20 protein-coding genes and 1 pseudogene are annotated in these 20529 nt (G+C 35.8%); 1 reads left to right on the top strand and 20 read right to left on the bottom strand.

Features of this window, described 5'->3' with window-relative positions:
* Window positions 1–617 precede the first annotated feature (617 nt).
* From BFJ97_RS08855 to BFJ97_RS08810, 10 genes are all read right to left on the bottom strand, one after another.
* Entirely contained in the window at window positions 618–965 is a 348-nt protein-coding gene (locus BFJ97_RS08855) for a hypothetical protein (protein WP_068984281.1), read from the bottom strand.
* Window positions 966–1436: 471 nt separating this feature from the next.
* On the bottom strand, window positions 1437–1961 hold the full coding sequence (locus BFJ97_RS08850; protein WP_139114404.1) for a GrpB family protein: 525 nt from the start codon (window positions 1959–1961) through the stop codon (window positions 1437–1439).
* 416 nt (window positions 1962–2377) lie between these two features.
* Window positions 2378–3634 (bottom strand): DUF4179 domain-containing protein, encoded by a 1257-nt coding sequence (locus tag BFJ97_RS08845; RefSeq protein WP_068984279.1) that lies wholly within the window; start codon window positions 3632–3634, stop codon window positions 2378–2380.
* Window positions 3631–4131 (bottom strand): sigma-70 family RNA polymerase sigma factor, encoded by a 501-nt coding sequence (locus tag BFJ97_RS08840; RefSeq protein WP_068984278.1) that lies wholly within the window; start codon window positions 4129–4131, stop codon window positions 3631–3633. Before BFJ97_RS08840 ends, BFJ97_RS08845 begins: the two co-directional genes overlap by 4 nt.
* A gap of 588 nt (window positions 4132–4719) precedes the next feature.
* Complete coding sequence (locus BFJ97_RS08835; RefSeq protein WP_439097998.1) at window positions 4720–5982, bottom strand: ATP-grasp domain-containing protein; 1263 nt, start codon at window positions 5980–5982, stop codon at window positions 4720–4722.
* Between the two features lie 11 nt (window positions 5983–5993).
* Window positions 5994–7238, bottom strand: a complete 1245-nt coding sequence (locus BFJ97_RS08830) for an MFS transporter (protein WP_068984276.1) — start codon at window positions 7236–7238, stop codon at window positions 5994–5996.
* Between the two features lie 107 nt (window positions 7239–7345).
* Window positions 7346–8164: an SPL family radical SAM protein gene (locus tag BFJ97_RS08825; protein ID WP_068984275.1), complete on the bottom strand. Its 819-nt coding sequence runs from the start codon at window positions 8162–8164 to the stop codon at window positions 7346–7348.
* Window positions 8165–8195: 31 nt separating this feature from the next.
* Entirely contained in the window at window positions 8196–8729 is a 534-nt protein-coding gene (gene adaB / locus BFJ97_RS08820; RefSeq protein WP_068984274.1) for a methylated-DNA--[protein]-cysteine S-methyltransferase, read from the bottom strand.
* Window positions 8713–9351, bottom strand: coding sequence for a bifunctional transcriptional activator/DNA repair enzyme AdaA (locus BFJ97_RS08815; protein WP_068984273.1), 639 nt, complete (start codon window positions 9349–9351; stop codon window positions 8713–8715). Before BFJ97_RS08815 ends, adaB begins: the two co-directional genes overlap by 17 nt.
* 241 nt (window positions 9352–9592) lie before the next feature.
* Complete coding sequence (locus tag BFJ97_RS08810) at window positions 9593–10306, bottom strand: 2OG-Fe(II) oxygenase (protein ID WP_068984272.1); 714 nt, start codon at window positions 10304–10306, stop codon at window positions 9593–9595.
* Window positions 10307–10500: 194 nt separating this feature from the next.
* On the opposite strand from BFJ97_RS08810, the gene BFJ97_RS08805 reads away from it, so the two are divergent.
* On the top strand, window positions 10501–11412 hold the full coding sequence (locus tag BFJ97_RS08805) for a DNA glycosylase (RefSeq protein WP_068984271.1): 912 nt from the start codon (window positions 10501–10503) through the stop codon (window positions 11410–11412).
* 316 nt (window positions 11413–11728) lie between these two features.
* Here the strand turns inward: BFJ97_RS08805 and BFJ97_RS08800 are convergent, their stop codons facing one another.
* From BFJ97_RS08800 to BFJ97_RS08760, 10 genes and pseudogenes are all read right to left on the bottom strand, one after another.
* Window positions 11729–13885, bottom strand: a complete 2157-nt coding sequence (locus tag BFJ97_RS08800; RefSeq protein WP_068984270.1) for an ATP-dependent helicase — start codon at window positions 13883–13885, stop codon at window positions 11729–11731.
* Window positions 13886–14083: 198 nt separating this feature from the next.
* Complete coding sequence (gene arsB, locus BFJ97_RS08795) at window positions 14084–15142, bottom strand: ACR3 family arsenite efflux transporter (RefSeq protein ID WP_068984269.1); 1059 nt, start codon at window positions 15140–15142, stop codon at window positions 14084–14086.
* On the bottom strand, window positions 15142–15462 hold the full coding sequence (locus BFJ97_RS08790; RefSeq protein WP_068984268.1) for an ArsR/SmtB family transcription factor: 321 nt from the start codon (window positions 15460–15462) through the stop codon (window positions 15142–15144). Before BFJ97_RS08790 ends, arsB begins: the two co-directional genes overlap by 1 nt.
* A gap of 511 nt (window positions 15463–15973) precedes the next feature.
* Window positions 15974–16255: a hypothetical protein gene (locus BFJ97_RS08785; protein ID WP_068984267.1), complete on the bottom strand. Its 282-nt coding sequence runs from the start codon at window positions 16253–16255 to the stop codon at window positions 15974–15976.
* Between the two features lie 10 nt (window positions 16256–16265).
* Window positions 16266–16640, bottom strand: a complete 375-nt coding sequence (locus BFJ97_RS08780; protein WP_068984266.1) for an SHOCT-like domain-containing protein — start codon at window positions 16638–16640, stop codon at window positions 16266–16268.
* A gap of 13 nt (window positions 16641–16653) precedes the next feature.
* Window positions 16654–17019: a DUF2089 domain-containing protein gene (locus BFJ97_RS08775; protein ID WP_068984265.1), complete on the bottom strand. Its 366-nt coding sequence runs from the start codon at window positions 17017–17019 to the stop codon at window positions 16654–16656.
* A 332-nt stretch (window positions 17020–17351) separates the two neighbouring features.
* Window positions 17352–17489: pseudogene (locus tag BFJ97_RS23525) on the bottom strand (SDR family oxidoreductase); the annotation flags it as partial.
* A gap of 366 nt (window positions 17490–17855) precedes the next feature.
* Complete coding sequence (locus tag BFJ97_RS08770; protein ID WP_139114403.1) at window positions 17856–18284, bottom strand: hypothetical protein; 429 nt, start codon at window positions 18282–18284, stop codon at window positions 17856–17858.
* A gap of 347 nt (window positions 18285–18631) precedes the next feature.
* Window positions 18632–19780: a sensor histidine kinase gene (locus tag BFJ97_RS08765; RefSeq protein ID WP_068984263.1), complete on the bottom strand. Its 1149-nt coding sequence runs from the start codon at window positions 19778–19780 to the stop codon at window positions 18632–18634.
* Entirely contained in the window at window positions 19780–20463 is a 684-nt protein-coding gene (locus tag BFJ97_RS08760) for a response regulator transcription factor (protein WP_068984262.1), read from the bottom strand. Before BFJ97_RS08760 ends, BFJ97_RS08765 begins: the two co-directional genes overlap by 1 nt.
* Window positions 20464–20529: the final 66 nt, after the last annotated feature.

Raw genomic sequence — 20529 nt, 5'->3', positions numbered from 1 at the left:
TGTATATTTCGTTTCACGTATATGTGGCTGAGAAATGGTGACAATTTCTGGTTCTTTCTGACTGCTGTTGGACACGAAAGAGCTTATGGCTACAGGTTTTTCGGTGGAAGATGGAATCAATATTCGATTCCTTTAAGAGACATTGACTCCTTCCGTTGTTCTCCTCCGACTCCGACTCCATATTAGAAAACCGCTCCTGACCTTTGTAAGCATTCAGATTTACTTTAGAAACGTGCGGACTTTCATAATTAGAGATTGTTTTTTGAATCAAATACAGTAAACACCAGATACACTTGCGTGATCCCTACCATCATGTATAAAACGTTAATCTTTCGGTTAGCGTTTTTTTATATTGAAATTAGAATGAATGCCAAAACGAACATAAGTTTAATTCTTCACAACTTCAATTGAATTATAAAAATATGCTTTTACTTTCCTCAACATAATTAAAGGACAAGTCATGTTAGACGTGTGCCTTGCAATTTCAATTAAATTTAAATAGCTTTAAAAAAATTTACTATAAAAATCTTGTTTTAATTTTCCGCTTTGAGGAGAGGATAAAAAAAATCAATAAATATCAAAAAGCATAAGCTTTTATGCTTACGCTTTTTCAAAAATTAATGTTCAGACATCGTTATTCTTTTACAAGCTATTTTTGCTGCTGGCATTTCAACACCAGCACCAAGTGCTGCTTCTACTGATTCTCCCCAAGAACCACTGTTAGCCTTTATTTCGTTCCCTGCTGTTAAAACTCCCTCTGCTACAATTGTAACGCAATCATAATAGTCTGGATTAGGATTACTTTCAAGATACTGTGCAGCTAATTCGTCTGCTTTCTTTTGTATTGAAAGTCGACCTTGTTCAGCCAATGAACTAAAAACACTCTCGGCTTGCCCACCAAAATGTACTATTTCGTCGTTAATGTCTTGACCAGTACGATGCATTTCTCCCATTTCAGATGACATATATAGTCCTCACAATCCTTGAAATTTGAACTTTTCACGTTCACAAATATTTTGTCCAACTGAGATTGATCTATCCATCAACACTTATTTCTTATTGGTTTAAATAAAAAATTTAACATGTTTGTCTGGATATTTTATACATGTAACTACATGCTGCCATTGACGTATTTGTTTTATATTAGTGATTAAGTTAATACAATATCTATTAGGATCATTAAAACAAAAATCTCGTTCAGTGAACCGAAAAATTTCTGCCTTAAAATCGTTCACCAAATATTGTTTAAAAGAACACTTACATGACGTATGATTTTTCGCATGGACTTGAATCACCAAAGACCGATGATAAACTTACTGTCGATATGACTTTAACAGATCTAAAACAGCTATTAGCTTTTTTAGAACGCAACCAATCACGTTTTTCGATAGTTAAGTAGCATTTTTCACCTTAGCAATACATAATCCGTTATTCTATTATTTATTTCGATTATCTTCATACCATTCCAGTGCCTTTAGTTCTATATTTTTAACAAAATAATCTTTCCCATTTATGTACGATTTCTTATTAAGAGGAAATTGTTGTGCCAATTTTTCTTTTAATTCTCCATAATTCTTCATTTCATCTGGGTGCGATTTTAAATAATCTCGAAAAGCCAGGTGTCTATTTATTTCACAACTCCCGATCTGATAGATGTGAACGTGATGAGTGCGATTGTCCCCACCTTTTTGAAAGTATCTACGTTTAACTATCCCGTTTTCACCTTTAGGGACATATCCAATTTCTTGCATCCCTATATTATATTTCTCAACATTATTAATATCTTTCACAACAGGCATGATGTCTATTATTGGTTTAGCTTTTAACCCTGGAACAGAGGTACTACCTATGTGATATATGTCTACGAGTTCGTTCCCAAAAATAAGATTCAGTTTTTCAGCCTCTTCTATAAACATTTGGATCCATTTCCCATTGTATGAACTTACTTCCACCTTTCGCAAACTATCTCCCCCCATATCATTTCATTAACCTGCATCGTTTGTGTAAAAACATCTTTTCACAAACTTATCATGGGTTTTGTTAAAACTCTTTAGCAATGCTACGAATTATTCTAACTCAAAATAGGCAACATCCGATAACTTGAAAGTTGTGGCTAAGGTATTTTTTTTATTTAAACTAAAATTATTTGGCGTGGAGGACGGCTTGGATACGTACGTCAATTCCCCATAACTGTACTAGGATGTATATGGACAAGAATCTTTAGACAAATTATTAAAGATTGCTTATCTAATACCATTTTGAATGTCCAGACGTTCTTGACCATGAATTGGTATGGAGAAAACTTCTCCAATCATAGCTAGACTAAAAATATTAAAACAGATGTTCAAAAAGGCGCTGCTTTTTGAACATCTTTACTTTATCGCATTGGAATATTCAGTTCAATATTTTCTCCAATAGGATTGAAGAAATAGTTGATATATAATTTTGCTTTGCCATCATAATTTTCAAAGTTCTCCGTCTCAAATAGGTACTGCTCATCATCTGAGAACGAGCTACCTTTATATTCTAACGTCGTGCCATCTGCTTTTACAGCACTATTTAGAAACGAATGTGACCTTCTATCATCCCATTTCTTTGCAGCAATTGATACACTTTGCTGCGTTACAGAAATATCCCAATCCAAATAATCGGGCTTCGTGAGTACTTTTTTTGTACCAAAATCAACTTCGATAAAATCCTCGCCCTTTGGAACGGCATGAACAGCTCCAATTAACATTTTGAGTGAATCTGAATCATGGAAATAATTACTTTGCAAATACATCGTGAATTTGCCGTCGCGAATATCACCACCTAATGACAAGCCATATTTAATGCCTTCTCTTCGCTCCCCATTTTCCGTCTCGACCGTAATATCATCAAGCGCTAAAATTTGCATCGTATTCGCTTCATCTACTTCAATATCAATTGCCGTTTTTAAAGGAGATCGGCGAATTTGTGTAATCGTAAATTTCTGACCACCGACTTCTACAGTTTGATTCGCAGTAATAATTTTTTCCTTTGCGATTTCATTTTGTAGTGAAAACGGTATCGTAATTTCAATATTCCCCTTATCTTTGTCATTAAAACGAAAAACCACTTTAAAATCCTTTGAAGTGTAAGCAAAAGACTCTGAAAAATTATATTCTACTGAAGAAGAGATGTGTGTTTGATGTGATTGATTGCTTGTAAATGACCCCCCTTTAATTTCTTCGTCCCCTTGGAACAAATGAACTTCCTCCAAGTGTAATTCTGAAATATCAAATGAGGCATCTGCGTCATAGTAAAGTACTAATCCCGAATTATCTGCAATCACGCCTTGCAATGTAAGCGATAGGCCATTTTTAGACTGCGTCACATTGATATCTTCATAGTAGTCATTATCCACAATATCTTTTATCCCTTTATCTCTTACAACCGCAGATACAATTGCTTGAAAGCCTGGTATTTTTTCAACATAGCTAGCAATCGTAGGAGAAACACGAATTGAAAATAAAAGGCTTAAGCAAAACAAAAAGACTATTGCAGCCGAAAAAATGCGCTTCTTTGTTCGTTTTTCTCGCTGTACTTTACGCAACATATCCATCCGAACTTGTTGAAGTTTCTCCTTTGGGACGTCAATCGGTAGTTTACTCATAGCCAGTCCTCCTTTTCTCCAGCGAAGTTTCTAAGCTTCTTTAGTATGTGATGAAGCTTAGACTTTACAGTACCTTCAGGTATTTGATTTAGCTCAGCAATTTCTTTGTTTTTTAGTTGCTGAAAATATTTCATATAGACGAGTTGCTGCTCCGACAAGGATAAATGTTCCAATAACCGCTCCATATCAGAGTAAATGACCCATTCAATTAGGTGATGTTCCTCAATTGAAACGGTTGGTTGGCGTTTTCGTAAATGGTCTTTACAACAATTGATTAAGACGCGCACGAGCCATGTTCTGACATATTCGTGCTGTTGAACGGTATGCATTTTTTTCAGGGCCTTGTAAACCAGGTCCTGCATCACGTCTAAAGCGTCTTGCTCATTTTTCATGTATGTAAAAGCCATGCGATATAAAATTTCTTCATCCATTTCAATTAGTGAAAGTATCGCTTGATGATCCCCACGAATAGCACGCTGCACGATTTCAAATTCCATCCTTTTCGCCTCCTTCCCTAATTAGACTCATCGATGCTTCATTTCGTTCAAAAATTTTAAAATTATTTAGGGAACCGTTATTAAAAATATAAAAATCTGGAAACATATGACGCGTAGCTGTATATCTTTGATAGTATCATCAGATATACAGCTACTGATTTTCCACAGGTCGATTGGCTAGATGTTGACCCAGGTATGAACTTATCTGAAATATTCATGTCCTGATGGAATGGTACATTCGGCCACTTAGTGAGCTGTTTTTCTATGTATCGATAAAAATCTTGGTCCGGACTATAATTTCACCTAGAACAAATGGTTGTCCTAATAATATTGGGGGATAAATAGAGTAGAAACAATGATGACAATAATCAAAAGGAATATTAGTGGTTTGCGGGACAATACATAGGCATTTGGCTTTAATTTTTTCATTAAAAGATGTTCCTTTGCAAACATAAGTTTTTAATTCCTTTTTCCACTAAACTACCCCGTTAATACAAGAAGCGATTGCTCTAATTGAACAATCACCTCTTAAGCTTACTTGTATTGTCCTTTTTCTTGACATAGTCCAGTCATGTGCTACATTCTTTTTTAAATTCTTTTAAAAGAAGGTTTCCATTCTGACAAATCCTGATAAACAAACGTTATATTGTCACAAATTTTATCTGCAACTTCGTACATATGTTTTATATCATTGGCCGTAAATAATATATATCCTTTTCGCCCAGTACTGTCTACAATAGTTTGTATGGTGTCGCCCTCTTTTACTAATAGATCAATTAATACGATCTCGGATATGTTAGCTAACCCTTCATACTTGATTTCTTTTAAGCAACCTGGTTTTGGAATCAAACTTAAAGACATCGCTTGACATTTTGAAGGTACACATCTAAATTCATCTATAGTTTTAGCAGCTAACGCATCATAGTAATATCCGAACTGAGATATGCCGGTTGTTAATTCTACCATTTTCCAAATGTTACCCCCACCTATCCTGACTTGAGACTCTATGATTATTGGTTTATTTTGTTTGTTAATCTTTACTTCTGTATGAGTAATGCCGTCTTCCAGTTGCATATCGTCCAAAAATAGCATTACTTTCTCAATGATTACCTTTTTTTGAGATTCATCTATAGGTGCCGGCATAATAGTATAGTTTATTAAAAACGAACCTTCTTTAAATATTTCAGCTGATATAGCTAGTATAGAATGTTTTTTATTATAAGAAACGGCTTCGACCGTATAAACTACGTCTCCTTCAACGTACTCTTCCACTAAAATAGGTAGTTGAATCCCGTTATCTTTAATAAATGCCTCTACGTTATCTCCTATGTCTAGCTTAGATACTCCTTTACCACCTGCGCCAATCGGGGGCTTTATTATAATACTATCTTTTTTGTTCAAAAATTCATCTATGTCTTGTATGTTGTTGCAAACGATCGAATCTATCGAAAAGTCTTTGCCTGCTAGAATTTCACGCATCATGTCTTTATTGCGGGTGATCATATTTGCGTTGTAAGAAAATCCTTTAACATTAAAAATCTTTGCAATTATAGAAGCTGTATCTAAGGCTACTTCGTTGAAAGATACAACCACATCAAACGCTTTCTCCTTGTACAATTCTTCAGCATAGTATATACACACGGGTATGTTTGTTGTATCTATTTCTTTTTTATAAAAACACTTTTCTAAGACAGTTCCATCGAAATATATGTGTTTAGTGTAAGACCCCATATACGAGACAGTGTACCCCCTGTCTAAAGCATCCTGTATAGGCTTTGTCCAACCCCCTATAAATAAAACATGTGGTTTATTTTCTATGTCAGCAGTTCCTTTTGATAACTTATTCATCATAATCATCTCCTCTAAATTGAACTCGTATTTTCAATGTTGGTTCCTTTTATTACGCCTCGCCTTAACAACACTATTAAACACAATGTTGTTCCGAAACCCCCTATAAATAACGTAGTTTGAAGCCCAACTATAGAAACTAAAAATGCACTAGCAAAACTTCCTAATGCCCAAGCTCCCCAATTAAGCGTACGCTGTACAGCATTTACTCTGCCTAGCATGTGACTTGGTGAGGCAAGTTGTCGTATGGTTGCAGCGTAAGGGCCAAATACACCTTCTCCCATACCATGTATGATACTTGCAGCTACTATTCCGTAAATGGTTCCGAAATAGCCCATTATCGGTATGAAGGACAGTCCAATAACTGATACAGTAGCGCTATAAATTAGCATTTTTGTATTATTAATTTGTTGACTTTTTTTTACGAGTATCGTATTACCTATTAAAAACCCTACTGCCGCCGAACCTACAACAAAGCCTATTTCAAGTTCAGATAGACCCATTACCTTATAAAGGAAGATTACTAAAATGCTATTTAGTATGTATTTAAAAAAACCATAAACAGCGCCACAGCTTACAATTGGTTCCAATACAGGGTGGCTTTTAAAATAGATCAAACCTTCATATATGTTTATATAGATTGATTTTATATTTACGTTTTTTAAAGAGCCTTCTGTATGCGGTTTAAACCTTGAAATAAATAATACACACACAAAACAAACAAAATACGTTACTGCGTCAACAGTGAATAAGCCTGTTAATCCAACTAGAGTAATAACGATTCCTGCTAACATAGGTCCGATTACTATAGAAAGAGACTCCGAAAGGGCTAGCTGAGCATTTCCTTTTTTTAAGTTGTCTTTATCTGTTATTATTTCCGGTAAGAAAGAAGGAATTGTAATATTGTAAAACGTGGTAAATATTCCGTTTAAAAACATGAGTAACACCAATAAAGGGAAGGTTATTTTATTTGTTACAGTCAATATGAATACTGATAAAAATAGAACGCCTTGACATATACTACAAATTAGCAAAACCTTTTTTCTATGTAGGATGTCTATCAAAGCACCGGCTACTAATCCGAAAAGTAGGTAGGGTATGAATATAATTCCGCGAAGCAAGGCCGCATTCGCCTCACTTGTTTCTAGCACCTGTAATGCAAAAAGAGGCAAAGCTACTACTGTAAACTGTGTACCTAACAAACTTATAGACTGCCCTAGCCAAAGCTTGTGAAAATTAAACTGTTTGTTATTTTTCATAATACACCCCTATTATTTCATCTAATGTTTGTCCCACAGAAAAAATCAAAACCTGTTATAAAAGTGATTTTAGTTCCAAAATGACCTGATGATTACTATTTATAACGCTAGGGTTCGAAACCCTTCTGGCTAATGAAAAGTTCTTCTTCCGAAAAATACTGCTGCATTCGTTTATATACCATTTGATAGATGGATGGATCATACCATTCTTCCATTTCCAAATTTCTATATAACGCTTGTATGCCCATCTTGTGTGTTCGTTTACCACCACTGCCGTCCCCCATAAAATAATCATCAATACATATTCGGTTAACCAAGGGACGCAATATTTCTGCAAATCGCTCGCTACTTGGTAATACAGGTGCGATGGCAACCTGTGCAGGAATACCGGATTCAGCAAGCAGTTGGAGTGTTTTAAGCCTTGCTGGAATAGGAGGAGCATAGGGTGTAAAATGCTTGCGAATATCTTCCCTATCAGTCTCTACTGTCATACTTACCCGAACTTTATCTTTAAAATGTTGCAGCAAATCGATATCTCGACTTACAAGTGGGCTTCTAGTTTGTACAAATAGGAAGTCAGGGGGATCTTCTACCATCACTTCTAGTAAAGATCGCGTCACTTTTTCCTTATGCTCTATTGGTTGATACGGGTCTGTACTTGATGACATGAAAATGGTGACATTTCCTTTGGTTTTGGCGCGATGGAGCTCCTTTTTTAGTAAATTCGCAGCTCCGTTTTTAACATCGACCCAATTTCCCCATTCTCCTTCTCGAAAAAGAGATACAGGCATTTCGCGTACATAACAATAGGAACACCCAAATGAACAGCCTGTATAAGGATTTAGTGAATGAGTATATCCAGAAAGAAAGCCAGTCCCTTTATTTAGAATGGTTTTCGGACTTTTATAGAATAATTCACTTTTCATGACGCTACCTCCATTCATAGTACGGTAATAATTACTCATTGCTAGATGAAGCTCGCTTTTCTAGATCCAGTAGCAGTGTCTTCATTTCTAATCCTCCCCGATAGCCAGTTAATGAGCCATTCTTTCCTATTACACGATGGCAGGGTACAGTAATTAATACCGGATTAGCCCCAATAGCCGCTCCTATAGCACGAACAGCTGCTGGTTTATTTATATCATTTGCAATGTCGGAATAGGATTTCGTCTGTCCATAAGGAATTTCACAAAGTGCATTCCAGACTGCTAACTGAAATTGCGTTCCTACGTACTCAAATGCAACAGTAAAGGTTTTCCGCTTTCCTTCTAGATACTGAGCGATTTCAACGACATAGGGTTCAAGCTTTTCATCATCTTCAACAAGAGGACTTCCTGGAAAGCGTTTCTTAGCCCAGTTGAACAATTCCTCGAAGGGTTTGTTCTGTGAACCTACAAATACTAGCCCCTTGGAAGTTGAAGCAATATAAAAATTCCAATCATTAAACTTTAGTAAAGACCAATAAAGGGTAGGTTTATTCTTTGTTTCCATTGTGCTTTTCCTCCATTTTACTCAATTGACGAAATTGTGCTGGTGTCTGTCCAGTTTTCTTTTTAAATAAAGTAATAAAATAAGCCGCGTTAGCCATACCCACACATATGGCGATATCTCCAATCGCTTTATTTGTCCGAATCAAATACTTTTTAGCCGCGTGTACTCTCACTTGTTGTATATACTCAACCGGCGTGATACCTTTAATTTTTTTAAATGTTCGATGCAGATGATACGGACTCCCATGACAAATATTTGCTAACAATTCCAGCGTTAATTTTTCTGTGAAATTTTTATCAATGTATTCCGTAATTAAATCCACCCACTCGCTATCTGGCAGATTTTCATTAGTGGGCTTGCAACGTTTACAAGGGCGAAAATTTGCGCGGAGTGCTTGTTCTGCGTTTGAAAAAATGCATACATTTTCTTTTTTCGGAACGCGAGATTTACAGGATGGTTTACAGAATATCCCTGTCGACTTGACAGCGTAGAAAAATTGATTATTGTACGCTGTATCATTATTTATAATTGCTTGCCACTTTTCATCTGTTATCATTTCTACATCATTCGAAATTCGATGATCATGGCTCTCTTTATGTCCGTCATTAATACTATCCGGCATATATCTCACCTCTCCTTACAATATACTCCCTATAAATTCAGAATGTACAATTCTGGGAATGGAATAGCAAGATATTGAAGTTTATTTTTTATCCCGCATTAACGGACTGTAAGACTCCAACCTCAAAACATAAAGAAATCAAAGAAGTTTAAGTGGGAGATGAACAGCCCGTAAAAGCCCGATTGGTTTAACCAATGATCAGTGGGGGATGAAGAAAATCCCCACTGATCAAAATTTCACTTTATTTAGAATCGTGAAAAATGATCCCCAGACCGTATCGTTCTCCAGCAGTAACCGTGCTTACTCCGTGACGAACCGTATTTTTGTAATATCCTTTTTTACCTTGAACAGGTCTATGGTTAGTAGGAAAGATCAGCGCACTGCCTTGTTCTAAAGTAATGACATGTCCCCTACTTTGAGCACGAGGAATTTGTTCCACTAATAGAGATTCTCCACCGCAAAAGTCTTTCTCTCGTTGGTTTAATACAAATACTACTTGAAACGGGAAAAATATATCGCCATATAAATCTTGATGCAAACAATTAAACCCGCCTGTTTCATACTTTAATAGTAAAGGTGTCGGTCTAGTTTGTTCATTTTCTTCACAGGTGTTCAAAAAATCTTGAAGTTGATCTGGAAACTGTTCTGCTTTCTTTAAATAACCTAACCATCGATTGGCTGTTTTGGCCAATTCTGGATAAAAGGACTCTCTTAAACTTTGGATGATATCAGGTAATGGATAGGAAAAATATTTGTACTCTCCATTCCCGAAGCGATATCTCGTCATATTGATTGTCGTTCTGTAGGACTCTTCCTCATAATACAATGCTATGAAAAATTCACATTCCTCTTTTGTTAAAATCACTGGAAGCTTTGCAAATCCTTGCGTATCTAATTCATGTTGGATGAAATCCCAATTTAAGTTTTCGACACGCGTTTTTATATCTTGGACCATTTTTATCCACTCCCTCTATTTAGCATTCTTGATAACTAACACTATAACCTCATAATTAGAAAAAAATAAGGTATTTAGAATGTAATAGCAAGATAACAAAATTAGTAAAGATTATTTTGTGATAAAGTAAAATTACAGTCAGTGTGAGTTTTAAATAGTATAGAAAATCGTAATAAGATGAGGAGAATGAAAAAGTGACATGGCATGAAGAGAATGATGTTATTGTAATTACATTACCTGAAAATTTCGATATAAATGCAAATCTTGGCTATCTAACAAGGGAAAAAAATGAATGCATGTATGAAATAGAGAACGATATCATTACAAAAGTTATAGCTATTGGGGGCATTCGGTCCTTAGTACAGCTAAGCGTAATCAATAATAAACAAATGCATGTTCAATTCCTAAATGAGTCTAGACCTATTGAAAAGTGGAAACGGGAAGTGATTGTAAAATATATTCATGAATGGTTTGATCTTGATAACGATTTAACGCCATTTTATGAAATGGCAAAAGCAGACCCATTACTTAACATGCCTGCTCGAAAATTCTATGGATTGCGAGTTATTGGCATTCCCGATTTATTTGAAGCTTTATGCTGGGGAGTTTTAGGGCAACAAATTAACTTAGCCTTTGCATACTCCTTAAAGAAGCAATTTGTAGAAGGATTTGGCGATTCTATCGAATGGAATGGTAAAAAGTATTGGGTGTTCCCAACGTACGAACGAATTGCACAGTTAACACCTACTGACCTAGCAGATATTAAAATGACGGTAAAAAAAAGTGAATATATTATTGGAATTGCGAGATTAATGGCAAGTGGAGAATTATCAAGGGAAAAATTAATGAACATGAACTTTAAAGATGCTGAAAAAAACTTAATTAAAATACGAGGAATCGGTCCTTGGACAGCCAATTATGTGCTGATGCGCTGCCTTAGGTTCCAGACAGCCTTTCCAATCGATGATGTGGGTCTTATTAATTCGATAAAACGATTACGTAATATGAACCGAAAGCCTACGAAAGATGAAATTTTAGAAATATCGTTTCCATGGAAAAACTGGGAATCATACGCTACCTTTTATTTATGGCGTGTCCTTTACTGAAAAATGACAACTTAATCCGGAATGTTCTCAATAAAAAGAGAGTGAATTTTTACCGAATCCCTGTAGTTTTGTAGTAAAGTTTGATTAAATTAATGATATTAACCTTGATATAAACAAATCTAAAGAGCCTGTTTTGAAAAAGATTGATCAAAACTCTCAACTATTTATTCTCTTTCAAATTACGATCCATCTTTAAAATAGAAGTTCCATTTGGTGGTAAGACAAAGATGAGCAATGACGTTTATTTTTCCAGCAAGGTACCGCTACATAATAGCATAATAAAAGCGTATTCGAAAAAATCTCGAATACGCTTCATTTAATCTTCCATCGTTTCTAAATAGCCTTGCTGTAAACATGTATCCGTCAGAAACTGCTTAATCCCGCTAGCAAATGATAATTCAATCGTGCTACTCGTAACGGCTAATATTTCCCCTTCTCCCAAAATCACATGCTTTACTTTTGAGCCAACAATTAACGCCGACTCGGTTGTAATCGTCCGCTCATTACGGTATTGCTTTAGTGCTTTCTTCGGACTTTTCGGCGCTTTCTTTGGCAATTCCTGCGGTGAGACGATTTGTTTTAACGCCTTCATGAAAATCGATGGCACCACACTTGTTTTAAAGCGTTTACTATACGAGATTAATTCCAAATGGCGGATCGCACGCGTGATACCGACATAAAAGAGTCGTGTTTCTTCCTCGATTTCTTCTTCCACCTCACTAGGTAAAATCCCCTCAATCAAGTCAATCAAATACACACGGTCAAATTCCAAGCCTTTTGAACTGTGCAATGTTGTCAGTGTAATTGCATTCAATTCATTATCCATATGAGACGAACGTGCTAAATTTTCAAGTTGCTTCAAACGACCCGCAAATTCGGTCATCGTCGGCGTATGACGAGCAATTAAACCAAGTACATCCACAATATCTAGTAAATTTTCATAATTAAAACCGAGTGTCTCACTCATTTTCTTTAAGGTACGCTCATAACCAAAGTCAAAACGGATATGCTCTAGCATGGCTGTTGGCGTTGTTTTATCAAATTGAATGCTATCATACGTTTTGCGAATCCGCTTAATATATTCAGGCTGATAATCTTTTAACTCAACATGCTCTAACAACTGTGTGAATACACAGCCATCCTCCGGCAAATTCTGTAGCGCCTTCATTTGCGTTGGTGTAATATAAGCATTCATTTTTCTATAAACTTTTTCAAATATCGTAATATTTTTTGTGTTGTACGCTAGCCTCATGAAGTTCATAATATCCTCCACGACCCAATGCGTGAAAAAGCGAATCGTGGAATCTTTCATATAGAAAGGCAAACCTGCTCTGTCAAATGCGTCCATAAGCGGAATGGCTGACGTATTATTTCGATATAAAATAGCCGTTGAGCCACGCTTAGACAGATTTTTCAACTGATCCACTATATATTTGGCCTGTAAATTGTAATTCTCTAAGATTTTAAACGAGATTGGCTCTGCTGCAGGATTTTCTGTAAACATTTGTTTGTTATAACGCTTTTTATTTCGCTGAATGAATATATTGGCTGGCTCTACAATCGTCGCTGATGAACGATAGTTTTGCGTCATAAGTAAAACCTGCGCCTCCGGATATATCTTTCGGAAATTTAACAAATAATCTGGCTCTGCACCGCGCCAGCTGTATATGGCCTGGTCCTCATCTGCAACGACGCATAAATTTTGATGGACTGCGACGAGCTTCGCGATGAGCGCATGTTGAACGGGCGATGTATCTTGACTTTCATCCGTTAAATAATAATCGTAGCGGCGTCGGTATTGCGCCAGCACCTCTCGATTTTTCGTAAAAATATCGTTCGCCATTAATAGCATATCGTCAAAATCAATTAACAAACGGTCACTACCTGTGCGTTTATATTCTTCATAACGCTGTAAAATCTCGACTTTTTTTGGCACCTTTACTTCTGCAATTGCCCATTCTTGTTCTGGCAACATTTTATTTTTGATAAACGTTATGTACGTCAGTAGCTCGTCTAACTGATCTTCGGTAATTTTTGAGCCATTTAATTGTTCATAAATCTCGCGAAGTACTCTTTTTTTTGAAACAACACCAGGCTTGTCCGATTCTTCAATGATACCGTACGAAATGCCCTGACGTTCAAGTGTCTGCCGTACAACTTGAAATGCTAAACTATGAATCGTCGAAAAATCAACTGGTGGCAAATGCGGGAAAAACTTTGCAAAACGGGCCTTCATATCACCGGCTGAAGCCTTACTAAACGTGACAGCCTTTATGCGAGAAGGATTCACACCAAGTGCCTCAATCATATAGCCAATACGCATAATAATCGTAGTCGTTTTTCCTGAACCGGGAGATGCCAATAGTAACAGCGGGCCATTCGTTTGCAACACCGCCTGCGTCTGCACATCATTTAGACGAACGCCAAGTGAACGCTCTTTTTCTTCAAAAAACGCTTTTTGCGTTCCATTCATATCAATCGCTCCGTTCCAAAAAATCTATACTTTATTATACCAAAAGATGATTAAGTGCCTCAATTTCTAGAATGGCATTTGGTGGCACTTACATTTACGCCATGTGCTTCAATACCAGCACTTTTAACTGCCCAATCAGTGACGGCAAGAAATCCCTGTACATAAGAAATAAAGTGTATTTATCATGAAAAGTACTCCCTATAATTTAGTGGTTTTAAAATATTTCTTCTCCCAGCGTAAGGCAACCCATACAAGTCCAATAAGTACTGGTACTTCGACAAGTGGACCAATAACAGCAGCAAAAGCTACGCCACTATGAAGTCCAAAAACACCTACAGCTACAGCAATTGCTAACTCAAAATTGTTACTAGCGGCTGTAAAAGAAAGGGCTGCTGTGACAGGATAAGATGCTCCTACTTTACGAGAAGAAAAGAATGAAACAGCGAACATCACAACAAAGTAAATAAATAATGGAATTGCGATTCGAACTACATCAAGTGGTAATTCCACTAATTTCTCACCCTTTAATGCAAACATCATCACGATAGTGAACAGCAGTGCAATTAGTGTGAGTGGTGAAATCTTCGGTAAGAACTTTTCCTCATACCACTGTTTCCCTTTTGTTTTAATACCGATCGATCGAGTGAGGAACCCTGCAGCAAATGGTATTCCTAAGTAAATAAGGACGCTTTTCGTAATTTCCCACATGGAAATCGATACATTAAAATTCTCTAAGCCAAACCAACCAGGTAATACATTTAAGAAAAAGTAAGCAAAAATTGAGTACGTTAAGATTTGAAAGATAGAATTAAATGCGACTAGACCAGCTACATATTCACGGTCACCACGTGCTAGATCATTCCAAACAATCACCATTGCAATACATCGAGCTAAGCCAATCATAATGAGTCCAGCCATGTACTCTGGATAGTCATGCAAGAAGATAATGGCTAAGAAGAACATTAGAAATGGACCAAGTAACCAGTTTTGGAATAGTGACAGTACAAGAACTTTCCAATCCTTGAACACACGCCACATTTCCTCATACTTTACTTTTGCCAAAGGTGGATACATCATCACAATTAGCCCTATAGCAATAGGTATCGATGTTGTACCAACCGACATGGATTCTAATGCTTCACCAATATTGGGCATTGTGATACTTAATAGAACGCCAGTACCCATTGCAACAAAAATCCAAAGAGTAAGGTAGCGATCTAAAAAGGAAAGCTGTTTTGTTAAAGATTCATTACCCATTAATTTTCCTCCCCTATATTTGTACAAACAGAGCTACAATTGCATCCCGTTACAGGCTTAATTTGTTCTAAAATACCTTTCATAAGTGGCGTTTGATCCTCCACTAAACGATAATGTTTCCATGTACCAACCTTCCGCTCAGTAATTATGCCTGCCTCCTTTAATTTTCGAAGATGCTGACTAACTGCTGGCTGTGAAATCCCTAGAACATCCACAAAATCACATACACATACCTCCCCATTTTTCATACATGCAAGTAATTTAATGCGGTTCAAGTCAGCTGCCGCCTTTAATTGTTTTTCAATTAGTGTGTTTTCCATTTATCTGCTCTCCTTATATAATCATTCTCTTATATAGTATCTAAAATAAAATCACCGATAAAGACAGATGACTTAATTAGTATATAACTATAAGCTTATGTTATGCTTCCATTCCTTTATTTGCAATAGTTGAATGGAAATAAATTTTTCTTTAGTTTAGTAGAAGCTACCTTTTCAATGATGCCTAACTAATCCAATTTCATAACGCTTCAATCAATTGTCTTTGTATTGCCTATACAATTGTGGAAGCCTTAAAAAAATAAACGTTCCTAATGTAAAGTAACTCAAAAGGAGAAAAAATATTGATGAGGTTCTCAATGAATTAATGATTAGATAGCTGTGGGAATTACGTAGCTCTTTTGCAAAAGACTAAAACAGGCTGGGACATAAGTATATTTTCCAAGCAAAATGAAATAAATTTCACATAAGAAAAGCGCGAGAAATCACCGTTTCTAAAATTGATTTCCCTCGCTTTTTAAGGATTTAAGTGGTTGGTGTATTCTATTATTAATTATAGTTTAACCTTAACCTCAGTGCCGTCCTTAGCTTTGACATCTACTAGCACGATTCCCTTATAATTTTTAAGTTCCTTGACGATAGGCTTTAGTGTTTCTTTGTCTATTAGCGGAAAGGTAAAGTCCAGTTTTTTTCTTTCGAAGTGCACTTTCGTCCACTTGTTTACATTTTGCTGAATAAATTTTGAAGACAAAATTGAAATCACGATATTTAAAATAGCATATGGAATTGGGATGGTAAACCGAACATCTTTTGCTTTCACTTTTACATGCATCATAAGCAAATCACTACTCAATGATGACCGAAACGGTATCCCCGTTCGCTGATTTAATATCAACAATTTGGCCATCTAATTCGTTTTCGATTGCTTCAATAAGAAGGTTTATGTCAATATCTTTCACGTATTTTTCCGATTGAGGAATACTCGCTGCGATGCTATGTCCAGCCATTAATACTGCCTTGACAAGTTTTATCGGCAAATTGACCATGACGTTATCATTTTCGGTTGATACCACACGGATTTTTAATGTTTTATCTAAATATTTGGGCTTGTTAGTTGTTTCTTCTTTCTCTTTTAACACTTGAATCAGTTCGGATCCCTGATCGGCATCAATCTTCCCATCTTGTATCATTGTTAACACTTTAGTAATTTCCTCGTTCATGATAAATTCCTCCCTATTCCTCTTTTAAGAGCTTAATGGCTTCTTCTGGTGTGATTTCGCCATTTTCCAACATGGTAACAACTTTTTTCTCGTCTACTTCATTTTTCTTCTTCTGCACATATCCAAGAGATGAAATGATGTCTGTTAGCTTGCCTCGAACCGTTGGATACGAGATTCCCAGTTCCTTTTCAACATCTTTAATATTCCCTCTGCATGTTAAAAATACTTCCACAAAATGAAGCTGTTCCTTTGATAACGATGCCAGTTTAGATAATTCAAACTCATTTTCAATCGTAGTGTGACAATGAGAGCACTGCAATTTTGTGATTTTCAATGTTTTACTGCAAACAGGACAATTTGTGATTACTTGATAAGCCATAATGAAATCCCTTCCTTCTAGTTAACTTGATTATACAACAAGGAATAGAAAATACAAATAATAAAATTTAAATTTTTTAATTAAAAAAATCAATAATATTAATTCGAGAATTGATATTATTAATTATTCATTTTCATTACTCATTCGAGTATTCTATTTACCATGATCGTTAAATTGTAGACATTCCATAATTCCTTAGACTGTCACTTTAGGGATTATTTTGCACCATAAATAAATATAAAAAGCCCAATTTCTCCATATTAAAGGAAATTGGACTTTTATTAGTACTTCTGAATAGTACCCTATTCCGAAACTGTTTTAAGCCGTTAAAATCACCAGAACCCTCCATCTGAATGAATAATTTGTCCCGTAATCCATTCAGATTCATTACTTGCTAAAAAGACGACTAACTTTGCAGCATCTCTAGGTTCACCGAGTCGTCCCATCGGAAATTTCGATAATAAGAAAGAATACCTAATAGGCATTCGCTCGGTGAGTTTATAGTACATGAACCCAGCAATCCTAAAATGGTGTAAATTAAAATGGAAAATTACCCCTCTTTTAATGAAGGGGGAATCAATAACTCCATACAAATACTAAGCCATTAAAGAATATCTCCCATTAAAGTCCATGCTCCTTTCGTACATCTCCATGCTTATATGGTATCGCAATTACCAATTTTAGTAAAGAAATCCCAAAGAATTACTTTGCAAATTACTTGCCGTTTGTTCACTGGGCCTTCCTTCATTTATTGCTGAACAAAGTGAACAGAGCTGTTCGAAAGTTTCTCCATAGTAGAAGTAACTTTTGAGACAGCTCCAGGTACTCTCTATATGTTACTTATTTTTTTCTGCTTGCATAGATTCTGTTACTTTTTCAGCTTTTGTCAGTTTGCCTTCTTTTTCAAGCTGAGCAATCAATTCGTCTACTGTGATTCCTTTTTCTTTCGCCATCTCTTCTAAGTTGACAGGTTCGCTAGAATTTGTGACTTCACTAGTTTTGCTGGCCGTATCTGACTCAATTGTGCCTTCAGCTTTCGTAGATTCAGTTACATTAGCCGCTTTTGTTAGTTTGCCTTCTTTTTCAAGTTGAGCAATCAATTCGTCTACTGTGATTCCTTTTTCTTTCGCCATCTCTTCTAAGTTGACAGGTTCGCTGGATTTAGTAGTTGCCCACATGTCGTTGTTGCTAGCAGCATATGCAGATCCTGCAACAATCGATAATCCTAGCACCAATGTCGTAATTGTTAATTTTTTCTTCATCATAAATTCCTCCTAGAATGTTTTTAGTTACTACCCAAGATGTGTAACTATGTTAACCGTTCTGATTTTCGAAATTACTCTTAAAATGTTCATTGTAACCTTAGAGTTGGTTCACCTGTAATTTTTACTATCCCCCTATCTGATTTAGTCATCTATTTTCTTCACAAGAGAAAGTCTGCCATCGTTTGTACCACAGACTTCATCGGCATAGCTTGCAACCTTTCTACTTGATATCACCAGTTTATAATAATTCATGTTAAATCCATGTTAAGAGGAATAGTTTTTATAAATTCACAAAAAAAGGCTTTAAATAAACAGTTTTAGCTGCCATTCAAAGCCTTTTCTTTTTCTTATTTTATTTTGCCAAGCGTAATTTCGAAACAAGTACCGCCGTTTTCATGATCCGTAATTAAGATGTTTCCGTTATGCTTTTGTATAATACTATGCACAATAGAAAGTCCTAATCCTGAACCGCCCATTTCACGAGAACGTGATTTATCCACTCTATAAAACGGCTCAAATATATTCTTTTTTTCCTCATCAGGGATCCCGATTCCCGTATCTTTAATTTCAACGACTACCTGCTTTTTATCCGTTTTAACAGTAATGATTACCATACCACCGTCAATATTGTATTTAATACCATTTTCAACAATATTATAAAGCGCTTGATATAGTAAGTCGGTATTACCGTAAACAACGCTTTCATCGCAATCCAAATATAATGTAACATCTTTTTCTTCAGCAATATGAGAAAGCTCAGAAACAATATCTTCTAAAACATCCTTCAAGCAAATCGTTTCATTCGCAAGTTCATCATTCATATTTGTCATATTCAAAAGGCTACTAACAAGCTCAGAAAGTCGCTGTATTTGCTTTTCAAAAACATAAATCAGCGCATTATATTCTTCTGCAGAATGTGTATGTTTCTTTTTAAATACATCCACCTTTGTTTTTAAAACCGCAAGTGGCGTTCGAAGTTCATGAGCTGCATTTGCAGAAAAGCGACTTTGCATCATAAAAGTATCGTTTAGCTTATTCGTCATTTCATTAAAGGACTGTGTTAGTTCAGCTATTTCATCATTGGTTGAAGGAATGTCCATCGTTTCCGATAAATTATGTACAGTCCTATTTTTAATTTGACTATTTAGTATATCAAGTGGTTTTAACACTTTGCCCGATATATAGTATGTCAATACGCCACCACCGACTATAACTATAAGCAGATAAACAATACTATTCATCTTAAAGTCCGTTCTTGCTTGTTGTGATTCTTCAGATGGTGTAAGCATCATGACATCTGGTGGCGTTTGGAGACTGTCCATATTATTGTTATCTTCACCAACCACTTGTGCAGGTAGTAAAGTGGCTGCATCAATTCTTGTAGCCATTATACCAGCAGAAAAATTCAGTATTAATGTAAGTCCTATACAACAAATCGTTAATAAAATGATCATCATTACAGTAAATCGCAGCCGAATTGGCATTTTTTTGAACATCAAGCGTCACCATCATTTTTAGTTATAAAATACCCTTCACCAATCTTTGTACGTATTGGATCATAATCTAAAAGAACTTTCATTTTTTTTCGTAATGTAGCGATATGAACGCGAATAGCACCACTAAAGCTATCGGCATTTCCATCCCAAACGTGTTCAATCAACTCTTCTTGACTGACTACTTTTTCTTGATTTAGCAGAAAGTATTCAAGCAATGCGAATTCTTTTTTTGTGAGTATCAGCTCTTTTTCATCCACAAATGCGGTGCGTTTAGATAAATCAACATTTATGTTACCGCAAGATAAAAGGCTATTTTCCTGCACAAATTTTCGCCTTAATAAATTTCTTATTCTTGCTTCCAATTCTGCAAATTCAAATGGCTTAGTTAAATAATCATTCGCACCAATATCTAAGCCTTTAACTTTGTCGTTTACGCTACTTCTTGCACTAAGGATTAAGACTTTTAATTCGTTATTTTCTTCTCGTATCTTTTCTAAAACCTTTAATCCGTCCATTTTCGGAAGATTTAAGTCAAGTATTATTAAGTCATAGTTTTCAACGTACGCCAGTTCATAAGCATCTTCTCCATTACTACATGTATCAACTGCATACCCTTCAATTCTAAGTCCCTCTGAGATAGCTTCCTGTAAATCTATCTCATCTTCAACAACTAGAATTCTCATATCGTCATCACCTCATTTTCTTATTATAAAAAGGTTTGTGTTAAATCTATGTTAAGCAATTATTAT

This window comes from Lysinibacillus xylanilyticus (genome assembly GCF_001708185.1).
Classification (GTDB): domain Bacteria; phylum Bacillota; class Bacilli; order Bacillales_A; family Planococcaceae; genus Lysinibacillus; species Lysinibacillus xylanilyticus_A.
This window is presented reverse-complemented; position numbering and strand designations above follow the sequence as displayed.

Excerpts from the sequence above, each read along its gene's own strand:
- BFJ97_RS08790 (WP_068984268.1), bottom strand. The coding sequence starts at position 15,462 with ATGGAAAACACACTAATTGAAAAACAATTAAAGGCGGCAGCTGACTTG.
- BFJ97_RS08785 (WP_068984267.1), bottom strand. The coding sequence starts at position 16,255 with ATGATGCATGTAAAAGTGAAAGCAAAAGATGTTCGGTTTACCATCCCA.
- BFJ97_RS08810 (WP_068984272.1), bottom strand. The coding sequence starts at position 10,306 with ATGGTCCAAGATATAAAAACGCGTGTCGAAAACTTAAATTGGGATTTC.
- BFJ97_RS08800 (WP_068984270.1), bottom strand. The coding sequence starts at position 13,885 with ATGAATGGAACGCAAAAAGCGTTTTTTGAAGAAAAAGAGCGTTCACTT.
- BFJ97_RS08855 (WP_068984281.1), bottom strand. The coding sequence starts at position 965 with ATGTCATCTGAAATGGGAGAAATGCATCGTACTGGTCAAGACATTAAC.
- BFJ97_RS08775 (WP_068984265.1), bottom strand. The coding sequence starts at position 17,019 with ATGGCTTATCAAGTAATCACAAATTGTCCTGTTTGCAGTAAAACATTG.
- BFJ97_RS08780 (WP_068984266.1), bottom strand. The coding sequence starts at position 16,640 with ATGAACGAGGAAATTACTAAAGTGTTAACAATGATACAAGATGGGAAG.
- BFJ97_RS08840 (WP_068984278.1), bottom strand. The coding sequence starts at position 4,131 with ATGGAATTTGAAATCGTGCAGCGTGCTATTCGTGGGGATCATCAAGCG.
- BFJ97_RS08770 (WP_139114403.1), bottom strand. The coding sequence starts at position 18,284 with ATGATGAAGAAAAAATTAACAATTACGACATTGGTGCTAGGATTATCG.
- adaB (WP_068984274.1), bottom strand. The coding sequence starts at position 8,729 with ATGGAAACAAAGAATAAACCTACCCTTTATTGGTCTTTACTAAAGTTT.
- BFJ97_RS08760 (WP_068984262.1), bottom strand. The coding sequence starts at position 20,463 with ATGAGAATTCTAGTTGTTGAAGATGAGATAGATTTACAGGAAGCTATC.
- arsB (WP_068984269.1), bottom strand. The coding sequence starts at position 15,142 with ATGGGTAATGAATCTTTAACAAAACAGCTTTCCTTTTTAGATCGCTAC.
- BFJ97_RS08765 (WP_068984263.1), bottom strand. The coding sequence starts at position 19,780 with ATGTTCAAAAAAATGCCAATTCGGCTGCGATTTACTGTAATGATGATC.
- BFJ97_RS08830 (WP_068984276.1), bottom strand. The coding sequence starts at position 7,238 with ATGAAAAATAACAAACAGTTTAATTTTCACAAGCTTTGGCTAGGGCAG.
- BFJ97_RS08825 (WP_068984275.1), bottom strand. The coding sequence starts at position 8,164 with ATGAAAAGTGAATTATTCTATAAAAGTCCGAAAACCATTCTAAATAAA.
- BFJ97_RS08845 (WP_068984279.1), bottom strand. The coding sequence starts at position 3,634 with ATGAGTAAACTACCGATTGACGTCCCAAAGGAGAAACTTCAACAAGTT.
- BFJ97_RS08815 (WP_068984273.1), bottom strand. The coding sequence starts at position 9,351 with ATGCCGGATAGTATTAATGACGGACATAAAGAGAGCCATGATCATCGA.
- BFJ97_RS08835 (WP_439097998.1), bottom strand. The coding sequence starts at position 5,982 with ATGATGAATAAGTTATCAAAAGGAACTGCTGACATAGAAAATAAACCA.